Here is a 21722-nt window from a genome sequence, read left to right as displayed (position 1 = left end):
TGGGGATTGGGTTAAACGCTGAAAGGGTACAAGAAAGCAGGGGAAGCGGCAATTTTCCTTTTCCCCTCGCTCACTTTATGACGGACTCCGTGCGCTGATTTTCACCGACAATTTTTCCCGCGCTGTTTTCAATCGTAAACCGAATCGACACGTCGTCCTGGCCCACGGGCGTAGCCGTCAGCGTTTTGACCATCGTTCCCGAGTCTGCTGCGATCATCATCGTCGTCGTGCCTTTAGCCAGCACCTTGTCGCGCTGCGTGATACGCCAGGTCAGGCGGCATTCGCTGCACGGTTTCCAGGTGTCGTTGATGGCCCAGAGGCGCACGGTCGCCGCCGCGCCGGATTGCCACTGCGCGGTGACCGGTTCGATGGACGGCAAAACAGGCTGGTACGCGCGCTGGAGTGCGTAAAACCCGGCTTTAGGTTTACGAAGGTAGTCCACTACGCCCCAGTTGATGGAGGGCCAGGTTTCCACAAACATAAAGTGGAACAGGGCCGTCACCGGCTGGTATCGCTGTCGGCGATAGCTTTCGGCCGCCGTGGCCACCAGCTGAGACTGGTACGCCTGGGTATTGCGTATCATCGTCTGAATATTCTTTCCGCGCGAAATACCGGCGAACTTAAAGGTCTGGAAGGGCTGAAAATTATGGTATTTCCAGACGGTCCAGCCGGGATCGTCGGCGGCGGTCGTTTTTGGCCAGAGCGACGCCGCCGGGATGATGGTTTTTAGCGTTGACAGGCGGGGAAGCGCCTGCGCGCCGAACTCGGTGATGATCCCCGTTTTGGCTGGGGCCAGCAGGTCGCGCACGGTACCGAAGTACCAGCCCGCCCAGTAATGCTCCTCAACGGCGGAGAAGCGGTGCACGATGCGGGAGGTATCTTCGGCAAGCGTATCCGCCACCTTTTGCGTGAGCTCGCGATTCAGATCTTTATTCCAGTCCGGGAAGCGTTTTTCCATCCACGGCGAATTCCACGGCGGTTCGTTATGCCCGCCCCAGACGATGATGGCGGGGGAATTGCCAAACTGTTCGATCATCTCCCGCGTCTGTCGAACCGCATTTTCCGTGAAAGCCGCACTGTTATTGTAGCCCCACTGCAGCGGAACATCCTGCCAGATCATCATGCCCATCTCATCGGCCACGTCATACAACGCACGTCCGGCAACGTGTCCGTGCACGCGTATGGCGTTGGCGTTCATGGCTTCCACCAGACGAAGGTCGCGTCGGTATTTTTTCCGCGTCATGGTGCCGAGCCAGGGGGAACCGATGTAATTGCTGCCCTTAATAAAAAGGCGCCTGTCGTTTATGAGCCAGCCCTTATTGTCGGGCTGCTCGACTATTTTGCGCAGCCCGGTGCGGGTTACCGCCGTGTCCATTAAGCCGTTTGCATCTCGCAACGCCACGCGAACGGTATACAGGTGGGGTTTCCCCGTGCCGATCGGCCACCACAGCTTTGCCTTCGGCATGGGCAGCGTCACCTGCACGGAATGGGCACCGCTTTCGAGAGTAACCGGAAAGTCAGCCTGATAGGGCCTGCCGCTGAAGTTGGCGGGCGTGGCGGTGAGCCGCACGGTCGCCGGGCCCTGATCGAGCGCGCGATAGCGAATATCCGCTTTTAGCGTCGGGCGAGTCAGCCCCTGCGACCAGTCGGGCCGCAGGATGGTCTCATCAAGGGTGGCGCCCCGGCTAAGGTGCAGCCGGACCGGGGCCCAGATGCCGCCCGAGTTAGCATCCTGTCCTTCCGGCGACCAGGCGCCACCGGGACGCGTGTCATGCTGATTCAGAACCCCCTTCATGACCGTTTTATGCAAAGGCCAGATCTTGTGCGGATCTTCGTAGGGGCTGTCTACCCTGACGACGAGCCTATTGTGACGTTGTAACGCCGGGCTGGCGTCCAGCGAAAAGCGCTGAAAGTAGCCCTCATGCTTGCCCAGCGGCTGGCCGTTCAGGGTCACCTCTGCCAAGTAATCGACGCCGTCAAACACCAGGGTACTCATCACGTCGGGGGCCTGCACGGGCAGGGAAAACGCGTGCTTGTACCACAGCGCGCCCTGATGATCGTACCCGGCGCTGTACCAGTTGGCAGGAACCTGAAGCGGGTGCCAACCTGATGCGGCAGGATGTGCGCTGTCATTGGCATCCTGTACCTGCCATTCTCCGGCCAGAGACCAGCTGACCGGCGCAGAGTTCGCCACCGCGTGGGTGGTCAACAGGGCAACGAGCAGGGTGCAGTTGCGAGCGTTCATTCGTTTACCCCCCGCGCGTTGAGCCACGCCATCAGGCGCAGCGATTCCTGGCGAAGATGTTCATTCAGGGCCGCAAGCTGGTGCCCATCCAGCGCATGCGCGTCGCTTTCCAGCACCTGCAGCTGCTGTGCGAGCGTGCTGAAGTCCAGGGTGACGGCTTCTCCGCGCAGCTTGTGGGCCGCGCGTCGCAGCGCCTCGCGGTCGTTGCTGTCGATCGCCTGGGTAATGGTCTTGATTGCTTCATTTAGCCCTTCGCCAAACAGGGCCAGCAGCTCCTGCACCAGGGCGGGATCGTCAGCGCACTGCTTCAGCAGGCGTGCTTCATCCGGAAAACCGGAGGCGTCTTCGTGGTGCTGGAGCACGCGGGCAATCTCTTCAGCGAGACGCTCCTGGCTGATGGGTTTGGCAATGTAGCCGTCGAACCCCATGTTCAGGCAGCGCTCTTTATCCCCCTGCATGGCGTGTGCGGTCATGGCGACGGTGGGTTGAGGCGGTCCGGGCCGAGACTGCTCTTCTTCACGAAGCAGGCGAATGGCGGTCTCACCGTCCATCTCTGGCATCTGAAGGTCGATCAGTAAAACGTCCCACGTATCCGCGCGCCAGCGTTCAAGCAGCGCGACGCCATTGTCGACGATCTGACAGCTATGACCGAGCCGCTCGAGCAGGCGCGCGGCGACCTTCTGGTTGACCAGATTATCTTCAGCCAGCAGGATCCGCAGGCCCGTGGCTGCAGGCGAGGCGACAGGCGCGGGCGTGCTTTCACCCACGGGTGCTGGCGAACGTTCAAACGCGGCGGCAATCGCCTGATGTAATTCATCCTGGGCGATAGGCTTATGCAGATAGTTCTTGATTCCGATCCGCTTCAGCATATTGATATCAAAATGTCGGCTCATGGAGCTCAGCATGATGATATGACTTTCAGCAACCTGCGGCAGAACCGAAAGCTCAAGGGCCAGAGACACGCCGTCCATATCCGGCATCTGCGCGTCCAGCAGGATCAGGGGCCACGCTGTTCCCGTTCTAACCCGATCAATGGCCTCGCTGGCGTTGTTAACGCAGGTGGGTTTCAGTCCCATCTGGCTGAGCATCGCGGACAGCAGCCGCAGGTTGGTCGCGTTATCATCAACCACCAGTACGGATTCACCGTTAAAGCGCTGGCTATGTGGGCGCTCTCCGGACGCAAGGGTCTGCGCTGCCAGCGGCAGCGAGAACGAAAATTCGCTTCCTTTTCCCGGCTCGCTGGAGACCGTTAATTCGCCCCCCATGGCCGCAACCAGTCTTGCCGAGATGGTTAGCCCGAGCCCCGTACCGCCGTAGCGGCGGGTGGTTGAGTTGTCCGCCTGGCTGAAGGCTTCAAAAATGGCCTTCTGCTTATCTGCCGGTATGCCAATGCCGCTGTCGCGCACGCGAAAACGCCATCTGCCCGCGCTATCGCCGGGCTCAACCACCAGGATAACTTCTCCCTGATGGGTAAATTTCAGCGCGTTGCCCAGCAGATTGGTCAGGATTTGGCGCAGCCGCGCGCCGTCAACCAGCAGCACGTCGGGAACGTCGGGCGCAATATCAACCAGCAGCTCGATGCCTTTTTCGCTCGCCCCCGGCATGTGCGGGCGAATGAGCGACTGAATAAAGGGGCGGACAGGTACGGGTTCCGACTCCAGCTCCACTTTTCCGGCTTCAATTCGGGAAAAGTCGAGAATATCGTTGATGATATGCAGAAGCGACTGGGCGGAGCTCATCACCAGGGTCAGATAGTCACGCTGATCGGCACTCAGAGACGTATCCAGGCACAGCTGGGTCATGCCAATAATGCCGTTCATCGGGGTACGAATTTCATGGCTCATATTCGCCAGGAACGCGCTTTTTGCCTCATTGGCTTTTTGTGCCTCAATGGCCGAGGCGAAAGCCTGAATTTCAGCCTCTTTGCGCCGCGTTATATCCTGCAGCGTACCAATGACGCGCTCGGCGTTCCCCTCAATGGAGAGCGTAACCACCTGGCCGGACAGCAGCATCCAGCGCAGTCCTTCGGTAGGGTGATGCACGCGAATTTCACATTCAAAGACCGGACGATGATCCTGCTTCGAAGCGTGCAGCGCCTTGCGTAGCGCTGCGCGATCGTCCTCGTGGACCTGATTGAGGAGAAAACGCACCGGATATCGCCACTGTGTGCGCGACTGGCCCAGCATGGCAAGCAGGGTATCGTTGACCTGGAGTGTGTCGCCGGAAACCTGCCAGTCCCAAATCCCGATATGAATGGATTCCGCCGTCAGCAGAAAGTCGTCATGCAGCTGGTGGCGCGCGCGCTGCGCTTCATCCAGCTCTGTAACATCGCTGTGCAGGCTGACAATACCGCCGTCCGCAAGCCGCTGATGCTGGACGAAGATCCGCCGCTGGCCCGCCTGGCGCACCTCGCAGTGTTTATCCTGCCGACAGTTGCGCACGATCGACTCGCGCAGCGTCTGCCGCAGGCCGGGGTCGACGTTGTAAACGGCGTCGATAAAGCGTTCCGCCAGCGCTTCAAGAGTCGTTCCCACCGTCAGCCACGGGGTAATGACCGGATAAAACAGGGCCACGTTGTGATTCCAGGCCTGAAGGCGTTCCTCGCGGTCATAAATCATGACGGCGGCCGGCAGCGCGTTAAGATCGTACGTGAATGAACTCATCGTGATTCCCCCTACGCGCGGTAGTGCAGTTCTGCCTGTCGGCGAAGGTATTCCAGCCCGGGCGCGATCGCCATGGCCCAGGCGGTGAGGATCTCATCGTCGCACTGCGGATCGCGCAGGCTCACCGCGTTCAACATCGCTTCGCGCCAAAGGGCAAAAAACCGCGGGGGAAGGTGGAGGCCGTCGTCGCTTTGCTCACGCGCCAGGCGCTCGAGAAAATCAGGGACGATCAGGGCGCCGTCGACCGCAAGCATGGCGAAGAAGCTTTTAAACAGGGTCTGCTGGCCCTCCCGATCCGGCAGACGAGAAAAATGTGCCTCGGTTTCGGGTGACATATGGACGAAGGCGTCATAGAACGTCTGAAAAAACGCGGTTTTTTCATTATTCGGAAAGACGCGGTTCAGACTGGATTCAAACAGATCGCGATAGAACTTCACGGCGTCCTCCTTATGGTGCTTTCGCCCGGCAGACAGTGCCCGATGGGCGTGTATTGCTCTGCCAGACGGCGTGAGAAGTAGCTCTCTTTCTTCGACCGACGCACGTCAAACAGAGGCCCGGCGTTGTGTTTAAAGAAGAGGGCTTCCAGCACCGTGGCGTTGGTCGAGAGGGTTAAGGCAGCGTTGGTATCGCCCGTGGCTTCCTGACGGCCTTCATACCAGCCTTTCTGCGGATCGTTAAGGTGTTTGGTGACCGTCATCAGCACGTCGGTGTACGGGGTGTCCCACAGGGCCCACAGGGCAAAAACCGCTTTGGTCGATACCTGCGCGAAACGGGTGTAGTCCCGGCCATCGTCTCCGACAGAGTTCCAGGCATAGCCATTTCCCCAGACGGTATCCTGGATATGCCAGGGCGCCTGAGAGAGCGTGAAATCTGCCCTGGCCGTCAGGATTTTGTCGGTCTCCCAGCGGGTCTTCTGGCTCAGCCAGACGTTTTCGGCCTGCTTGCGCAGACGCTGTTGCAGATCGGCCGCAACGCCTTCTGGTTCCCAGCCAAACTCCAGGCCCGGCAGCATATAGGGAAGGGTGGTAATCAGAGAGGGCTGCCACGTGGTGCGCGGATCGCGGGCATCGACGGCCAGACGCCGCTGGGCGATGATGACGTGGTGCGCCGGGGGCGTAAACGCTTTATCCGGGGAAAATCCCCACAGCTGAAACGCCGTCGCGGCATATTCACTTTCGCCCAGCCGCAGTTCCTCCCGCACGACCGGCTGACCGTTTTGCAGGGAAGAGGACCACAGTTCGCCTTCGCTATCGATGACCGGGCAGAAATTCCAGCGCAGGATAATTTTATCCAGGTATTCGCTGTACTGCGGCTCCCGCTGTGCGGTAAGGCGCAGGGCGAGCATCAGACGCGCCATGTCGCGCGCGGACCAGCCGTTTTTGCTGGGCTTGCCGCTAAAGTCGACTGGCGTCGCCGTCTGGCTGGAATAGAGTCGACCCGGCGTTCGGGCATCGGTCAGCATCAGGCGGTTTAGAGTGCCCATGAGACGGGTTAAGCGAGCGTCATACTCGGCGTCCTCAATCAGCCCCAGCTCTTTTGCCGCCAGCAGGGCGATAAGCGTATCGCCCATTTGCCAGAGCGTGACGCGAGGCTGTTTGTCGCTCCCGTTGACCAGGCCCGTTTGCGGCTGGGTATTATTGACGAAATAGCGCCAGGCGATCGTCGCCCACGTCTGCTCTTCCGGCGTCAGGGCGGCGATACGCGCGCTGGAGTGCCAGCCGCCGTGGATTAGCCAGCGCCAGCCTGCTCCCTGATGGCCAAACAGGGCATAGATGACCCCGCCTGCAAGGAGTATTCCCGCGAGCCCTCTGGCTAAGGTTTTAAGCATTGCGCAGTCACCGGAGGCAGTTTAACGGGCTCGTCCACGCTGCATGACGCGCACTGACAGGCCTGACAGGCGGGTTTGGTACGCTGCGTGACGCCGGTCCGGTCGCACCAGCTTTTTACGGCCGGTGTGCTGCTAAGGAACGGACGGCTGCGCAGCGCGTTGTTCTCTTCAAACTGATCGAGCAGCTTGCGATCCCACAGCGACGGGGCAAAATCCTTGCTCTTTGGGTTGTCGGTGTTGAAGGCCAGCAGTTTTCCCTCTTTCTTGAACAGCAGGGCTTCCAGCATGATGCCGTTATTATTCGCGGTGAACTCTTTGATCGGGCCGTCACCGTTTTCATACAGCCCTTCGTAGTAGCCTTTTCCCTCTTCGTTGGCATTCTCAATCGTATTCAGCAGGCGGTCGGTATAGGGGGAGTTCCACAACACCCACATGCCCAGCGCCGCCTTCAGCGATATCGCGGCAGCGTTGGGGACGAACTGGCCTTTATCGGTAATGGTGTTCCAGTTGTATCCGTCGCTGAAGACGGTGTCATAGACGAAGTAAGGAGCCTTATCGAGCTGGTGCTCGGAGCGCGCGGTGAGGACGCCGGTAATGGTATAGCGGTTCTCCTGAGCCTGATAAACGCGGTCAGCAAAGTTTTTCATCCACGTCAGGGAGTAGTCGCGCGGGGCGTTATCCCGGTCGGTCGGTTTATCAAAGCCGAACTCCAGCCCGTAGAGCAGGTAGGATTCCGTCACCACGTAGTTATGCTGCGACGTGTTGCGCGGGTCGCGCGTATCGTACGGGACCAGCACGCAGTAGATTTCGGCCAGCTCATAAGGCTGCGGACGGCTGGCTTTACAGGTATTAAACCCCCAAAGCTGGAACCCGGCCGCGCCGTACTCTTCATAGCCCAGCCGACCTTCCTGAACGTACTTCGGCTGGCCGTTCTCGAGATAGGCCCCGTACAGCGTGCCGCAGGGGTCGATCGCGTGGCTGAAATCCCAGCCGAGCACCACGTTATCAATGCTGTTGCCGTATTCCGGATAGCGCTCTTTGACGATTTTCAGCCAGACCAGCATTCGCCCGATATCCAGCGCCGAGAAGCCAATTTCGCCGGGCTTGTTGGTGTAGTCCACCTTCTGGGCGCTGATGGTGTTATAGGCCTTGTTGGGTAGCTCGTTGCGGAACAGTACCAGGGTGTTTAACGTGGCGAGAAATTTCAGCATCCGGCGGTCAAATTCCGCTTTATCAATGATCCCGAGCTCGCGCGCCGCCGTCAGGGCGGCCAGATAGGAGGCGCTGTCCCACATGGTGGTGGAGGGAAATTTGTTGACCGCATTCACCAGGCCCGTCGTGGGCTGATAGTTGGTGACGAAATACTGCCAGGCGTTTTTCGCGATGGTCATCTCTCGGACCGTCAGCTCGCCGCTGCGCGGGGAGTAACCTGATGCAGGAAGCTCGGTGTCCGCACGCACGGTCGATAACGCCAGCCAGCAGATCGTTATTCCCGTGAGCAGGTGGAAAAGGATCGGGGATCGTGGCTTCATGGCGTTGCTCCTGCTGAGGGGGAAGTGTAGAGGCAGGCCAGACAGAGCATCTGACCATGCGCGATGTAAGACAGACTTTCCAGCACAATGGCATTGGTATCGGCGTCCACGACGGCATTGACGCTGTTGTTAAGATTTAATCCGCGCTGCCAGCCTTTACCCGGTACCTGAAGCGGCAGAACCTGCTGGCGCAGCGCTTCGCTCCAGCTGTTGCGGAACAGGGCATACCAGGCAAACGCGGTGCGGGTGGAGGTAATTGCCACTTTCTCCGGCACCTCGTCGCGCAGGTTGCGCGCCTGTACCGGCTGCCTGTTCGGCAGATCGTTGACGTAATCCGGCGCCGGTTCGGCGTAATCCGTGCTGACAGGCTGTTTTGGGCTGCGCAGGCTATGACGCCGCTGCTGGATCTGCATAATCCGCCACGCAATCTCAGCGCTCTGCGCGTCAAAGCCCAGCTCAAGGCCGGTTAACAGGTAGGGGAGACTGATCAGGGAGGTTTGCTTGCCCCAGGGCGTGCGTAGCCCTTCATCCGGCACCATCACGCCGTCCAGATCGATCATCTTTTGCCCTTCAGGCGGGTTGGTCACCGCGAGGCCTGCAGCGCTGTCAATCAGGCGCAGCGTATGGCTGGCATAGAGACGGTAGCCAAAGCTGTCTCGCTGTTCGTCATCGGTCAGCGTCCAATGATGGAGCGGCACGGCCGCCTGGCTTTGGACGTTATGTTCAATCAGAGCGCCGGTGTTCCAGAGGCTGAAGAGATCGTGGATAGCCGCCGCGTGCTGAGGATAGCGCCACAGGAGGGTCTGAAGCGCCGTCAGCAGGCGGCTCAGCCCAATTGCCGAGGCGTCGGGTTTGCCGAGGATTTTCAGGGTGTCGGCATGGTAATACGCGGCTGGGAGGCCTCGCTCGTTGAGCGGCAGCTGCCCCAGCGCGAACAGGGCCGTACCGATCCTCTCGTCGAACTCATCGGCGGAAATAATGTTGAGCTGCTCTGCGGCAGCGGTCGCCAACAGGTAGCTTCCCACGCTCCATAGGCTCAGCCAGGGTTCACCGTCGCTGGCATTCGCCAGCCCGTTTGGCTGGGTATTATTCACGTAGTATTGCCAGGCGACCCGCGCCCAGATGGCTTCGTCATAGGTCAGGGCGCGTTTCGCAGGCAGCGGCGGGAAGTCTTTGCTGAGCGCGATGCCGCCGCTGCTTTCCACGCGCGTGGGCAGCTGTTTCTCCACCCAGACCACAATGGCAAAGCCGAGCAGGAACCCGAGCAAAATGGTGAGGTAGCTGCGCGCGGGCAGCAGGGCATCACGTATCCTCATTGGGTGACCTCATCCTCTTCGGCGGGCGTCCACATGGCCGCGAAAATCAGCGGCAGCATGGCGGCGATGTTCACCCCTCCCCAGAAAATATTGATGACGTAGCCGGAGGGGTCGTCCACCTGTCCACGCGCCACCTGAATACCGCCCCAGATAAGCCCTGCGAGGGTCAGCACCACAATGGCAATCTGCGGCTTCACCAGGTAGAGAAAACGGCCCGTCTGCCGCTCTTTTGGCGTGACGTGAAATTTGATCTGCTCGCCCCGCAGCACGGTATTGAGCGCGCGCAGGTTCATGGAAAAGAAGGAGAGGTAAGAGGCCCTGCCGTCCCAGGCCGAGATCCCCCATGTCCCGAACATAAACGCCAGTTCAGAGAAGATAAAAAAGGGGAGAAAGTGGAGATAGAACGGCGTCGACCATGCGGATACCGGCGGAATGCCGGTGAACAGATAGATAATGGGCGAAATCAAAAATACCGTGTTCCACACGCAGGCCATGTAAGACCAGAAGGTGGTGGCATACATCAGCGTCTGGGGGAGGGAAAGCCGGAAGCGGCGACGGCTGAAGATATTGTCATGGAACAAAATATCCAGCGAGCCGGCGGCGTATTTAAAGCGCTGGATCATCCAGGTCAGCATATCCTGCGGAGAGAGCATCTTCGACTCCACCCGCGGATGCATGACCGAGCGCCAGCGTCGCGCGGCGTCACCGTGCAGCAGCACCGAGGTGTAAATATCTTCGGAGACGTGAAATTTGTAGGGGGTGAGCTCGGTGTCAAACGCCACGTGCGGGCGCATCGCCTCCTGCAGCGCTTCGCGGGTTTCTTCATCGCGGATGTCGCGGGTATGGCGATGGATCTCCTCTTCGACGGACCAGACGTAGCTTCTCAGCGCGGCCTGCATGACCGCCTCGCGCCGGTGGATGGAGGCCGCGCCGCAGCAGAAAGCCGCGTTCGCCCAGTTGCGCCGCCGCAGGATCACGTCATAGAACATGCGCGGATCGTTAAAAAACGGGTCGCGGCCTACGGTCACCGGGCCAACACACTTTTGAATCAGCCAGCCCAGACCGTAGCCCACTTTTCCGGCTTTTCGCTGGCCCCAGCGTGAAAGATTTTCTCCTTCCGGAAGGTCGAAGAACCACTGCGGCGTCTGCACCCAGGCCACGTCCGGATCGCGAAAATAGCCCAGCGTATGGCTGAGCAGGGTGGGAAATACGCGGGTATCGGCGTCGCAGATAACAATGAAATCACCGTCGGTTTGCTCAAGACCGTTGCGCAGGTTGCCGGCCTTAAAGCCGATGTTGGTCTGGCGGCTGATATAGTTAACGCCTTCCTCGTCGCAGACGGCTTTCATCTCCGGGCGGCGGCCGTCATCAAGCACGTGGATCCGGTAGTCAATCGGGTACGGGTAGGCCATCTTCAGGGCGTCGCGAATGGACAGCCTGACCAGCTCGGTGTCTTCCGAGTAGGTGGCAATGAACAAATCCACTTTAACAGGACGAGGTTCTACGGCCTCTTCCGGAAACAGGCATTCGTTGATTTCGCCGGGGGGCGGACACTGGGGGGGATCCTGTTCTTTCCATAAGTTGATGGTAAACAGCACGGTCCCTATCCACGCCAGCGTTTCGGCGAGGACCAGCGGTATGGCATACCATAGTGCGTCAGTATTCAGGGAGGCGGTCCAGCGCCAGTAAATATAATTTGCACCCAGAATAAGCGCCGCGACCGCTAATACCTGCCAGGTCATCATGACCCAACGCGGTGTTGTTAACGGTTCCGGAGGACGACGATGTTCAAAACGGGAAAAATAAAAATCCATAGTTCCGGCGTTCCTGATTCCGTGAAAATGCAGACCCATTCTGCTGCGCAGACAGTTGCCCAAAAGCGAAAGAAAATAGCGAGTAAACAAGATTTAAGATAAGTGTAGAACGCCGAATAAAAGTGTCCAGCGTCGTTTTTATTAATATGAAGTGGTGATTAATTTGGATTTAATTCTGCTTAATATGTTTCATCTGCCGGTGATAAATTGCAGTTACTATTCCTTTAGACTATCTACTTTATTTAGACCTTAATTTTCGTTTTCAGGCAAAGGACACCCTATGAGCCATGTTGCGCCGTCGATTGCGCAAGAAGATGACGCTAAATCAATAACATGGAGGTATTCCGTTGCAGGTGCCCGTGACCTGAGAATTGACTTTATGCGCGGCATTGCCCTCGTCATGATGGTCGTGGCGCATACGGAGGTGATGTCGATATTTAATATATTCTCCTGGGAGCGTTTTGGGTTAACAACAGGTGCAGAAGGCTTTGTCATTCTCTCCGGGTTTATGCTGGGAATGCTGAATCGCGCGCGTCTGCAAAAAGTGGTTTTGCTTACGGTTTCCTGGGGGCTTTATCTCAGGGCATGGAAAATATATCGCGTAAATATCATTATCATAGTGTCGTTTATTCTGCTGGCCTATATCCCACATATTAACGTTTTCGAGGTCACCCATTTTACCGACCGATTTTCAGGTCAAAGCTGGTCGCTTTATCCTGTGACGCCGCAAATTAAAGAGACCTGGTTCAACATTATTCTCTATTTGCAGATCGGCCCCCACCAGACGCAAATTCTCGGACTGTATATCTTTTTGCTGCTACTCAGCCCGCTATTTTTAGGGATGCTGCAGAAAGGAAAAGTCTGGTGGCTGTTAGGGATGTCGCTGCTGGTGTACAGCCTGTGGCAGCGGTGGCCGCTTCGGCTGACGCCGTCGGAATTCGAATTTGCCTTCCCGCTGCTCGCCTGGCAGTTCATCTTTGTGCTGGGCATGGCCAGCGGCTGGTATAAAGCCGAACTGCTCTCGTTCGCCCGGACGCCCCCGGGCAAAGGGGTGGTGGTGGCGCTGGTCATGGTGTCACTGGTGCTGGGATTTGTTGCCCAGAACCATACCAACCCGTTTATGCCGCCCGCGCTGCTGATGCACGTCATCCCGCCTGACAGCTTCAATTCGTTTTATCACACCTGGGCGGCGAAGAATGGGCTGGGCCCGGTGCGGGTATTGAACGATATCGCCCTGATGGTCACCGTCTACCTGGTGCTGACGTATTGCTGGACGCCGCTCAACCGCCTGCTGGGATGGTTCCTCATCCCGCTAGGGCAGCACTCGCTCTATACCTTTATTTTGCATGTTTACGTGGTGCTGCTGGTGAGTCAGTTCATCACCTTCGATTTATGGCGTCACGCCTGGATAGAGAACACGTTAGTGCATGCGGCGGCACTGGGTATTTTGTGGCTGATGGCAAAATACGACGTCGGCGCACGCTGGATACCTAACTAAGGATGGCGGTTATGCGCGAAAAATGGCTTCTGGCGGGCGTGCTGCTTGCCGCGATACCCGCCGCGGAGGCGGCGCAAAGCAGTGATAAAGAAACCCTGCGCGATAAGAACGGTGAACCCGTTCAGGCAGGCGTTTTTACCAGCCGTTGGGGGCGCCTGTTCTCGGGTAACGACAAGAAATTCTCAGGTGCGCTGAGCTTTAGCTCGGGACTGAAAGAGCAGTGGATGAGCATTCCTAACAGTTCAGACACCGCCACGGAAAAGAAAAAGATTAACCAGACGCTGAATCTCAGCCTTCAGTATTCCCCCTACAGCTTCTGGTTTGCCAACATTACGTCCCGACTGCCGGTCAGAGACACCAGCCGCTATTCCGCCGATTTTCGCTACAGCTTCGGCTACGATGACTGGCACGCCAACACCGTGAGTCTGGTTTACAGCAACTACGGCGATAACCATTTCTGGACATCGGGCAGCCGACGACACACCTATTTCGAACAGGGCGCCTTCACGCTGGCCTATAAGTTTTCACTACCGAAACCGGTTGAAAACACGCTCCTGATTAATAAAGGGGATTCCATCATTTGCCAGGTCGGGTACAGCTGGGTACCGCGCTACTACGACCTCAGCAGCGATGACATCCGCAAAAATAAAAACGTCATGCTCGGCGGCTGCGGCTACACCTTCAAACAACATTTCTTCGTTCGCGCGACGGCATTCTGGTTCCCGGACAGCAGCCAGCAGCAGCCCTGGAACGGCGATTACAGCTACAGCTTCGGTTATGCCGGCTATACGCCGGGTTCGTTCTCCATCCAGTACGCGAACTATGCGGGAACGCGCTATCCGGGGCACGGCAACGGGAATGCAAAATTCAGGGAAGGGACCGTGAGCCTCATCTGGTTCTTACCGCTTTAGGAGGGATGTATGTCGGCGCTGCACGTGTTAATCGTTGAAGATTCGCTGATTTATCGTCGGTTACTCTCCCGAATGCTCACCCAGTGGGGATATATCGTGAGCGAGGCGGAAAATGGTGTCGACGCGCTGGAAATCTTGTCCAGCCAGCCGGTCAGCATGGTGATAAGCGACTGGGAAATGCCGGAAATGGACGGACTGACGCTGTGTCAGACCATCCGCAACCGTCAGTTTGGCCGCTACGTGTATATCATCCTGTTGACGGCCCGCGAGAATGCCGGGGACGTGACGCAGGGGTTTGATGCCGGAGCGGATGATTTTTTGAGTAAGCCCGTTGAGCAGGCTGAACTGCGGGCGCGGCTCCATGCCGGGGTCCGTATTCTGACGCTGGAGGCGACCCTCGCGGCGCACAACAAGCGCCTGAGTGAAGCGTTGCATCAGATTGAAAAAGATCTGGAACTGGCTGCGCGCGTTCAGCACTCGGTGCTGCCTTCACGCCGCTTACGCTATGGCGACTACTTCTCCGACTGGCTTTTCCTGCCGTCAGCCTGGGTTTCGGGCGATGTGTTCAATATTTTCCCTCTGGATTCACATCTGGGATTCTATTGCGTTGATGTCTCGGGTCACGGCGTGGGGGCCGCGATGATGTCCCTCGCGGTGGCTCGCCAGTTTTTACATGGCCGGGTGGTGGATCGCTTTCTGTTTACCGAAGAGGGGGGGATTCAGTCACCTGCGGAGGTTGTCAGGATGTTGAACAGCCGCTTTTGCAGTGAAGAGAGCGACATCACCAGTTATTTCACGCTCATTTACGGCGTGATCGATCCAGAGACTGGTGAAGGGTGGCTGTGCCAGGCCGGGCATCCTACTCCCTTCATTGTAAATGCGGACAGCGCCGTCACGTCCGTGGGTGATGGCGGACCGCCGGTCGGGCTAATCCCGGATCTGAGCTGGGAAGACGTCGCGTTTACCCTCCATCCGGGGGATCGCTTATGCTTATTCAGTGACGGTATTACCGAGTGTGAGAACGTCAGCGGCGAGCAGTTTGGCACGCAACGTCTCGAACGCTGGCTTCATGAGCATGCCCGGCTCCCCGTTGACCAGCTCCTGCCACGGTTCGGTGACCACCTGACCGGCTGGCGCAATGCAAATCGTGATGAACCGATCGCCTTAACCGATGACGTGTCACTGCTCGTGATTGAGCGTCAGGGAGAACAGAATGATAATTAACACCGAACGATTACCGCATGCCAACATTCTCACGCCTGCGGTCCGACGGCTGGACGCCTCCGTTGCTGCGACGTTTAAAGCGTCCGTGACGGAGGAAATCGGCAGCGATCATAAAGCCTTAATCGTCGACTTTAGCAAAGTGGATTTCATCGACAGCAGCGGGCTGGGGATGCTGGTGTCGTTGTTTAAGCTGATGAACGGGAAAGGCGACATGGCGCTGTGCTCTCTGAACCCCGGGATCATGAACATGTTCACCCTGACCCGAATGGATCGCATCTTCCGTATCTATCCGGATAAACATAGCGCGCTTGCACAGCTGGGGCAGTAGATGCAGAGGCCAGAGCATGCTGAATTTCCGGCGGCGATCGCGTCCCTGACGCCGCTGTCCGACTGGCTGAGAGACAGGCTGAGCGCGCTTCCCGTCGATGACGAGTGGCGTTTCGCCTTCGATCTCGCCGTTTGTGAAGTGGCAACGAATATCATCCGCTACGCGCTTCATGAGGATAATTCGAGCGTCTTTAGCGTACAGTTCGCCATCCGCGGCAATGACGTCTGCCTTGTTTTTACCGACGCGGGTGACGCGTTCCCGCAGGAGCGTCTTGAGATCGCCCGGCGAGACCGTTTCTGCGAAATGTCGCCGCTGCTGGAGAGCGGCAGGGGGCTGATGCTCATATTGCTGAGCGTCGATCGTTTCACTGTTGAACGCGTGGCGGGTGAAAATATCGCCACGCTTGGAAAGAAAATACGTGTATGATCTGCGGGCCATACGCGCGTGATTTTATTTCTTATTGGCAAACAGCTCCGGCGCCCACGGACGTGGATCCACTTCCATAAACGGCGCGCGCTCGAAGCGGTCCTTCAGCGCCCACGGCACCGTGCAGTCGAAGATCGTCTTGCAGGAAATGCCGTTGCCGCGAATCGAGGTGCTGTAATCCGGCGACTGGGACGGATCCAGCTGGTGGCCGCGGATCCCCGGAATATTGGTGATGCTCACATCGCCCTGCATGCGCGTCGTCATCGCCCACAGGATGTCGTCGCTGTCGAAAATATCCACATCTTCGTCGACAAGAATAATGTTTTTCAGCTCCGAATAGGTGGCTAAGGCGATGAGCGCCGCCTGGCCCTGGCGTCCTTCGTCTGACGGCTGGCGTTTTTTCACCTGCAATATGCCGAGGAACTTACCGCCGCCCGCGGTATGGGCATAGACGTTTTGCAGGAAGCCCGGAATTGCCTCTTCAACGGCATTACGGATGCTGGCCTCGGTCGGCAGTCCGGCCAGCGTGGTATGTTCTTCCCCCGGTCCCACCAGCGTCTGCAGGATCGCGTGGTTGCGCATGGTCACGGCTTTCACTTTGATCACCGGCAGGGAGGGATTCGCCTCACCGCAGTAGCCCGGGAACTCCGGCATCGCGTGGCCAGTGTTGGTATGCTGATCCTCTCTTACGCGCACGCCCGGAAGCAGTTCGCCTTCGATGATGATTTCCGCCCGTGCGATGGCTTTCTCTTTGACCGCCACGCCCTGCACCAGCTCGACCGGCTGCTGGCGCAGCGCCCCGGCGACGCCCAGCTCGTTGTAGCCAAATGGCGTGGTAGGGGCCTCAAAGCATGCGCCGATATAGATGGCCGGGTCGAGACCCATGTTGATCGTCACCGGCAGCGGTTTTCCGGCATCCTCCGCTTTTTTACGGAAGACTTCGATATGTCGCCCGGCGGCAAGGAACATGGAAAGCTCGTCGCGCTCCTGCACGCAGAGGCGGTGAATGGTGACATCCGTCAGCGAGCTGTCTTCCGGATCGCTTGCCAGCACCAGTCCCAGGCAGAAAAACGGACCGGCATCAATTGGCGTATTGGTCGGTGCCGGAAGCAATTTGCGAAGATCGAAGTCAGGATCGTCAGCGTAGAAGACCTGTTCCTGGCAGGGGGCCTGCGAGGCCGGAATGACAACCGGTGCGACCGGCTTTTTCACCGCATGGCCAACGTGTTTTGCCAGTTCAGACGGTTCGCAGCCTAACAGCAGCGCCGCGCGCTCGCGGCTGGCGTGCATGCCCACCAGAATGCGGGAGCCCGGATAGCCCTTAACGCTGTTGAACATCATGGCCGGACCCGTGCGGGTCGGACGTTTGACCGTGCCGCCTGCGCCGATATGGCGATAGACACCCGCAAGTTCCGCGTTGGGATCGACCGGATGATCGGTTTCAATATACTGCCCTTCGTGGCGCTGCAGTAAGGCGATGGCGCTGCGGAGATCGTTGACTTGGTTTTCCATATTTTTCTCCCTCGGTTGAATACCTCCATTTTTATGGCAAAGACCAATAGCATCAATTTCATCATTTCTGTTAAATTGATAAGTAAATTTATATCAATACAGGAAGACGTCTCGTGCAGTTTCGTCAGATGCGCCACTTCATTGTCGTAGCCGAAGAGCTCCACATGCACCGGGCCGCCGAGCGTCTGAACATCGCCCAACCGGCGCTGAGCCAGCAGATAAAGGCGCTGGAAGAACGTTTAGGCGTCACGCTTTTCAGCCGTGCGAACCGCCGCTTAACCCTGACGCCCGCGGGCGAAGCGTTTCTGGTCAAAGCCCGGCTTGCCATCTCGTTGACCGAGCAGGCGGTGCTGGATGCCAGACAAACGGCACGGGGCGAGCAGGGGGAGTTAAACCTGGGGTGCGTGTCGAGTGCGATGTTTGACGGCAGGCTACCCGCCGCGCTGCGCCAGATGCACAGCCGCTGGCCGGCCATTACCATGTCCCTGATGACGGGAAATGTGCAGACGCTCTACGCCGCCGTGCAGAGCAACCAGCTGGACGTGGCCATCATCCGCGCGCCGCTGCCGTCGCTGCCTGACGATCTGCAAAGCCGGCCGTTCACCTCGGAGAAAACGGTGCTGGCGCTCTCTCGTCAGCATCCGCTCGCCGGATCATCCGCGCTGACGCTTTCGTCGGTGAAAGACGAAAAATGGATCTCGCTGCGCGATCCGGAGGGAATGGGGCTGGAGCAGTACTTCTATGACGCCTGCAGCGGGGCGGGCTTTCAGCCGGACGTGGTGCAAAATGCGACCGACGTGCCCACGGTGATAAGCCTTGTTGCGGCCGGATTTGGGCTGGCGCTGCTGCCCGCGTCGGCAAAGGCAGTGAGCGTTGAGAATGTCGTCTACGTGGACATCCTCGACCGGTTGCGGGAGAGCGAACTCACCCTGGTTTGCCACCGGATTATTCGTTCAGAAGTGCTTAAAAAGTTTCTGGTCACGCTCGATCACACCTGACGTCCGGCAGCCCGCAGCAGCTGCCCGCGCAGCCAGGCGTTCGCCGGATCCTGGCTGTTTTTCGGGTGCCAGTACATGTTGATGGTTATCGGCTGGAGCGGCAGCGGCGGTGGGAAAATATCCAGCGTGCTGGCAAACTGCTTCAGCATCCGTTCCGGCAGGGTACATACCAGGTCGGTACCGGCAACCAGCGCAGGCGCCATAGCGTAGCTCTGGGTGGACATGGCAACGTGTCGCTGATAGCCCAGCCCGGCGAGGGTTTGGTCGATAAATCCGGTAAAGGGATCTCCCGCCGACGACACCACCAGATGGGAAAGCGCGCAGTAACTTTCCAAATCTAACGAACCTGTTCCACGCGGATGAGCTTTGCGCTGGGCGGTGGCAAACGCGTCTTCGAGAAGTTTGCGCCTCACCCATCCGTCATGGGCGCCCGCGCTCACGCCGATGTAGATATCCACATCACCGTTTTCCAACTGCTGCGGCAGGTCTACCATCTCCGGCAGGGCGAAGCGCAGGCGGATGCCGGGGGCATCGGTACTCACCTGGTTAAGCAGCGCGGTGCCGAGCATCAGCGCCGGGTTTTCATGTAGCGCGATAACAAATGTCCGGCTGCTGGTGTGCGCCTCAAACGCGGTGGGGGCAAACATCGCGCGGATGCCGCGTAGCACGCTTTCAACCTGTGGCCTCAACGCCTCCGCTCTCGGCGTGGGTAATACCCCACGTCCATGTGGGGAGGGAATAAACAGCGGCTCGCCAAACAGCGTGCGCAGACGCGCGAGACGGGCAGAGAGCGCGGGCTGGCTGATGCCCAGCCGCGTGGCCGCATGAGTAATGTTCCTGTCCTGAAGCAGGGCGTCCAGCGCCAGGAGCAGGTCGATGTCCATGTCAGATATACGCGACATCACTCTACTTCGCGCCGCTGGCGTCCCGGTTGGTATAGGTAACAGGGACCCAGGCATAGCCGCCTTTCTCACCTTTCGTCACATAGCCGATGCCCGGGAAAGGCAGATGGGGCGCGGCAATAAGGTCTTTATTTTTCACAAAGTCAGCGAACGCATGCTCGCGTACGCTTGCCGCTTTGTTCTCATCTTCATCGTAGGTGATGGTCACCGCAGGCTGCGGGAACTGGACCGCCGCTGCGTGAATGATGTCGCCGACAAAGGTGATCTTCTCGCCTTTACTTGTCAGCGTGTAGAAGGCTGAACCCGGCGTGTGTCCGGGATGAACCGTGCCGGTCAGTCCCGGAATAATCTCCGATGTGCCGCTAAACGGCACCACTTTACCCGCGTCAAGATAGGGTTTTAAGGTCTTCTGTGCGACATCGAAGTAGCTCTTGCCGTAGCCGGTTTTCTTCTGATTGTCGTCGTTAAAGAAAAAGTCGATGTCCGGTTTGCCAACGAAAACGCGCGCGTTGCTGAACACCACCTTGCCGTCTTTCACCAGGCCACCCGCGTGGTCGGAGTGGGCGTGGGTCAGGAGAACTTCAGTGATGTCCTCGGGTTTGATTCCCTGGGTGGCGAGGCTCTCAATCAGACGTCCGCCGTTGCCGGGGCCAAAGAGCTGACCGGAACCGGTGTCCACCAGGATTTTGTGTCCGGGCATCGCAATCAGGAACGCGTTGATGGACACTTCCGCCGGGTTGGTCTGAAAGTTTTTCGCGAGCAGTGCATCAATGTTTTGCGGCGTTGTCCGGCGCAGCAGCTTGTGCAGATCCTGCGCAACGGTCCCGTCCGTAAACGACGTTACCAGAACGTCACCGACCTGCACGCTGTAACCGCCCGCCGGTTGTTTAACGACGTGCTGCGGCGTTTCTGCCGAGGCCTGCAGCGCAGGGTAGAACAGCAATGAACTGGAAATCAGCGTGGAAAGAGCAAGTTTTTTCACGGTAAGCATACGAGTCTCCTTTGAAAGTGCTCATCTTACTGCTCCGTAAAATTATAAGAACCTGCTCAGAAATGATAGGACCTATAAACGAGATAAATAGCACAGCGCAACAGCCGGGTGGTGGTGAAGCCTTTCCCGGCCCGTAAAGCGTTATTTTTTCAGCGGTGCGTTCCAGCTATCCAGCGTGGCCCTGGACCAGGCACCATAAGCGGCATTTGGGAGCACAATCCAGTCGTTGCCGAAGTGTTCCGCGCTGGCCTCAACCAGTTCACGCTGCTGTTCGCTCGGCTTTTTGTTTTTAAACTGCACGGCGAAGTCCGGCAGGCTGTCGCCGAACAGCATCACGATCTGCTGCTTTTTGAGGATGCTCTGACGGCGCTCTTCCTTGCTGACCGTATCCAGCAGCACGCTTTCGTCAGACACCTGCGGCAGGCCGAGAGCGTTTAACGTCTTCAGCGTGTCGGCTTTGTTTTCCTGCATACGGTCCGAAACATAATAGATGCGGACCTTGCTTTGATTCACATGGTCAAGAAACGCCTTCGCTCCCGGGATTAAGCCGGGCTTTCCCTGTTTTTCCCAGTCGCTCCAGGTATCCCATTTCGTATAGTCGTGACACTGCGCCATGTCGCGCACCAGCAGAGGGGTGTTATCAAGCACCGTTTCATCCAGGTCCATCACCACGGCGTAATTTTCAGGTGTTTTTAGATCTTTTAATTTTTCGTCGAAACGCTCGGTGGCAAACCGATACGTCTGCAGCTGAAGGGCCAGAATCTCTGCCGATTTCTGCTGATAGCGCAGCGCCATTTCGTACGCTTTGGGTTCACACAGCTCGCGCTCAGCGGCCGTCGCCGCTGCACTCAAAACGGGTAATGCCAGCAGTAATGCCTTAGCCATTGAATTCACACTTCTTTCCTCAACACCGTGGTTAAAATCCCGAAAGCGTAATGAAGTTCAATGACAGAAATATGAAGGCTGCGGCGCTACACCAGCATGTAATACCAGAACAGGGCAACCTCGTCTTTTTCCGGTAAGGCGTTGTAGAGATACCGATCGTACCCGCCCAGGGTGAACCCGTAGTTACGGTAAAACAGACAGGCAGAGACGTTCACATTTTGTGTTTCAAGCCGTAATCCCGGCGCGTTTACGCTGCGGGCCCACACGTGCGCGGCAGCCATTAATTTTTGCGCGGCGCCGGTTCTGCGTCTGGTGCGATCAACGGCAATATAATCCACTGAAATAAATTTATTCCAGCCGATTGACGCGGTAATAAATCCGGCTAATTCACCGTCATCGGTTTCCGCAACAAGAAATATGGCGTCCGGATTAACGCAATGGTTTTCAAGCGTTTGGATGTCGAGTTCGTAGGTTTTTATCCAGGGCTCGGCGACGGCTTCAATATGCAAATCACAATGGATAAAGGGCTCTCGCGCAATGTGGCTAATGGTGAAAGAAAAGTCACAACATTCAAGACGGACGAGGTCCGTATTTAATCCTTTTCGAATCTGCATAGTATTCCCGATAGTGAGTTATTTCATAAAGAATA

18 protein-coding genes are annotated in these 21722 nt (G+C 57.8%); 6 read left to right on the top strand and 12 right to left on the bottom strand.

The features are described 5' to 3' along the window. Positions 1-70 precede the first annotated feature (70 nt). Genes DG357_RS11580 through DG357_RS11550 form a run of 7 tightly spaced genes read right to left on the bottom strand, consistent with a single transcriptional unit; the run spans position 71 to position 11398 of the window. On the bottom strand, positions 71-2245 hold the full coding sequence (locus tag DG357_RS11580; RefSeq protein WP_088205466.1) for a glycoside hydrolase family 2 protein: 2175 nt from the start codon (positions 2243-2245) through the stop codon (positions 71-73). Further along, positions 2242-4908 (bottom strand): hybrid sensor histidine kinase/response regulator, encoded by a 2667-nt coding sequence (locus DG357_RS11575; RefSeq protein ID WP_088205465.1) that lies wholly within the window; start codon positions 4906-4908, stop codon positions 2242-2244. Before DG357_RS11575 ends, DG357_RS11580 begins: the two co-directional genes overlap by 4 nt. 11 nt (positions 4909-4919) lie before the next feature. Continuing rightward, entirely contained in the window at positions 4920-5345 is a 426-nt protein-coding gene (locus tag DG357_RS11570) for a globin family protein (protein WP_028013202.1), read from the bottom strand. Continuing rightward, complete coding sequence (locus tag DG357_RS11565; protein WP_088205464.1) at positions 5342-6736, bottom strand: DUF3131 domain-containing protein; 1395 nt, start codon at positions 6734-6736, stop codon at positions 5342-5344. The genes DG357_RS11570 and DG357_RS11565 overlap by 4 nt, the downstream gene beginning before the upstream one ends. Further along, the gene (locus DG357_RS11560) at positions 6721-8268 is read right to left on the bottom strand and encodes a DUF3131 domain-containing protein (protein ID WP_088205463.1); all 1548 of its coding nucleotides are present in this window, start codon (positions 8266-8268) and stop codon (positions 6721-6723) included. The genes DG357_RS11565 and DG357_RS11560 overlap by 16 nt, the downstream gene beginning before the upstream one ends. Beyond that, on the bottom strand, positions 8265-9584 hold the full coding sequence (locus DG357_RS11555; RefSeq protein ID WP_088205462.1) for a DUF3131 domain-containing protein: 1320 nt from the start codon (positions 9582-9584) through the stop codon (positions 8265-8267). The genes DG357_RS11560 and DG357_RS11555 overlap by 4 nt, the downstream gene beginning before the upstream one ends. Continuing rightward, complete coding sequence (locus tag DG357_RS11550) at positions 9581-11398, bottom strand: glycosyltransferase family 2 protein (protein WP_028013198.1); 1818 nt, start codon at positions 11396-11398, stop codon at positions 9581-9583. The genes DG357_RS11555 and DG357_RS11550 overlap by 4 nt, the downstream gene beginning before the upstream one ends. A gap of 280 nt (positions 11399-11678) precedes the next feature. Here DG357_RS11550 and opgC point away from each other — a divergent pair, with 280 nt between their 5' ends. The 5 genes from opgC to DG357_RS11525 are packed head-to-tail and all read left to right on the top strand — an operon-like array spanning position 11679 to position 15785. After that, entirely contained in the window at positions 11679-12896 is a 1218-nt protein-coding gene (gene opgC / locus DG357_RS11545) for an OpgC domain-containing protein (protein WP_088205461.1), read from the top strand. A gap of 11 nt (positions 12897-12907) precedes the next feature. After that, positions 12908-13807: a hypothetical protein gene (locus tag DG357_RS11540; RefSeq protein WP_088205601.1), complete on the top strand. Its 900-nt coding sequence runs from the start codon at positions 12908-12910 to the stop codon at positions 13805-13807. Between the two features lie 9 nt (positions 13808-13816). Further along, positions 13817-15031 carry a PP2C family protein-serine/threonine phosphatase gene (locus tag DG357_RS11535; protein WP_048958240.1) on the top strand — a complete coding sequence of 405 codons (1215 nt, stop codon included), beginning with the start codon at positions 13817-13819 and terminating at the stop codon, positions 15029-15031. Next, positions 15021-15359: an STAS domain-containing protein gene (locus tag DG357_RS11530; protein ID WP_063942452.1), complete on the top strand. Its 339-nt coding sequence runs from the start codon at positions 15021-15023 to the stop codon at positions 15357-15359. The genes DG357_RS11535 and DG357_RS11530 overlap by 11 nt, the downstream gene beginning before the upstream one ends. Next, positions 15360-15785: an ATP-binding protein gene (locus DG357_RS11525; protein WP_088205460.1), complete on the top strand. Its 426-nt coding sequence runs from the start codon at positions 15360-15362 to the stop codon at positions 15783-15785. It abuts the gene before it with no gap. 24 nt (positions 15786-15809) lie between these two features. Here DG357_RS11525 and DG357_RS11520 read toward each other — a convergent pair whose 3' ends face one another. Beyond that, a complete protein-coding gene (locus tag DG357_RS11520) occupies positions 15810-17297 on the bottom strand; it encodes a UbiD family decarboxylase (RefSeq protein ID WP_088205459.1) in 1488 nt (495 codons plus the stop codon). 113 nt (positions 17298-17410) lie between these two features. Between DG357_RS11520 and DG357_RS11515 the strand changes: the two genes are divergently transcribed. Continuing rightward, positions 17411-18295 (top strand): LysR substrate-binding domain-containing protein, encoded by an 885-nt coding sequence (locus DG357_RS11515; RefSeq protein ID WP_041909939.1) that lies wholly within the window; start codon positions 17411-17413, stop codon positions 18293-18295. On the opposite strand, the gene DG357_RS11510 is transcribed toward DG357_RS11515, so the two are convergent. The 4 genes from DG357_RS11510 to DG357_RS11495 form a co-directional block, all read right to left on the bottom strand. Next, positions 18286-19197, bottom strand: a complete 912-nt coding sequence (locus DG357_RS11510) for a LysR family transcriptional regulator (protein ID WP_088205458.1) — start codon at positions 19195-19197, stop codon at positions 18286-18288. The two genes, DG357_RS11515 and DG357_RS11510, sit on opposite strands and share 10 nt — an antisense overlap. Positions 19198-19201: 4 nt before the next feature. After that, complete coding sequence (locus DG357_RS11505) at positions 19202-20188, bottom strand: MBL fold metallo-hydrolase (protein ID WP_088205457.1); 987 nt, start codon at positions 20186-20188, stop codon at positions 19202-19204. A gap of 141 nt (positions 20189-20329) precedes the next feature. Continuing rightward, on the bottom strand, positions 20330-21073 hold the full coding sequence (locus DG357_RS11500; protein ID WP_249428656.1) for a 5'-nucleotidase, lipoprotein e(P4) family: 744 nt from the start codon (positions 21071-21073) through the stop codon (positions 20330-20332). 86 nt (positions 21074-21159) lie between these two features. Then, positions 21160-21687, bottom strand: a complete 528-nt coding sequence (locus DG357_RS11495) for a GNAT family N-acetyltransferase (RefSeq protein WP_041909946.1) — start codon at positions 21685-21687, stop codon at positions 21160-21162. Between the last annotated feature and the right edge of the window lie 35 nt (positions 21688-21722).

The organism is Enterobacter bugandensis (genome assembly GCF_900324475.1).
Lineage (GTDB): Bacteria > Pseudomonadota > Gammaproteobacteria > Enterobacterales > Enterobacteriaceae > Enterobacter > Enterobacter bugandensis.
Note: the sequence above shows the minus strand (reverse complement) of the source record. Positions and strands in the feature narration are given on the sequence as shown.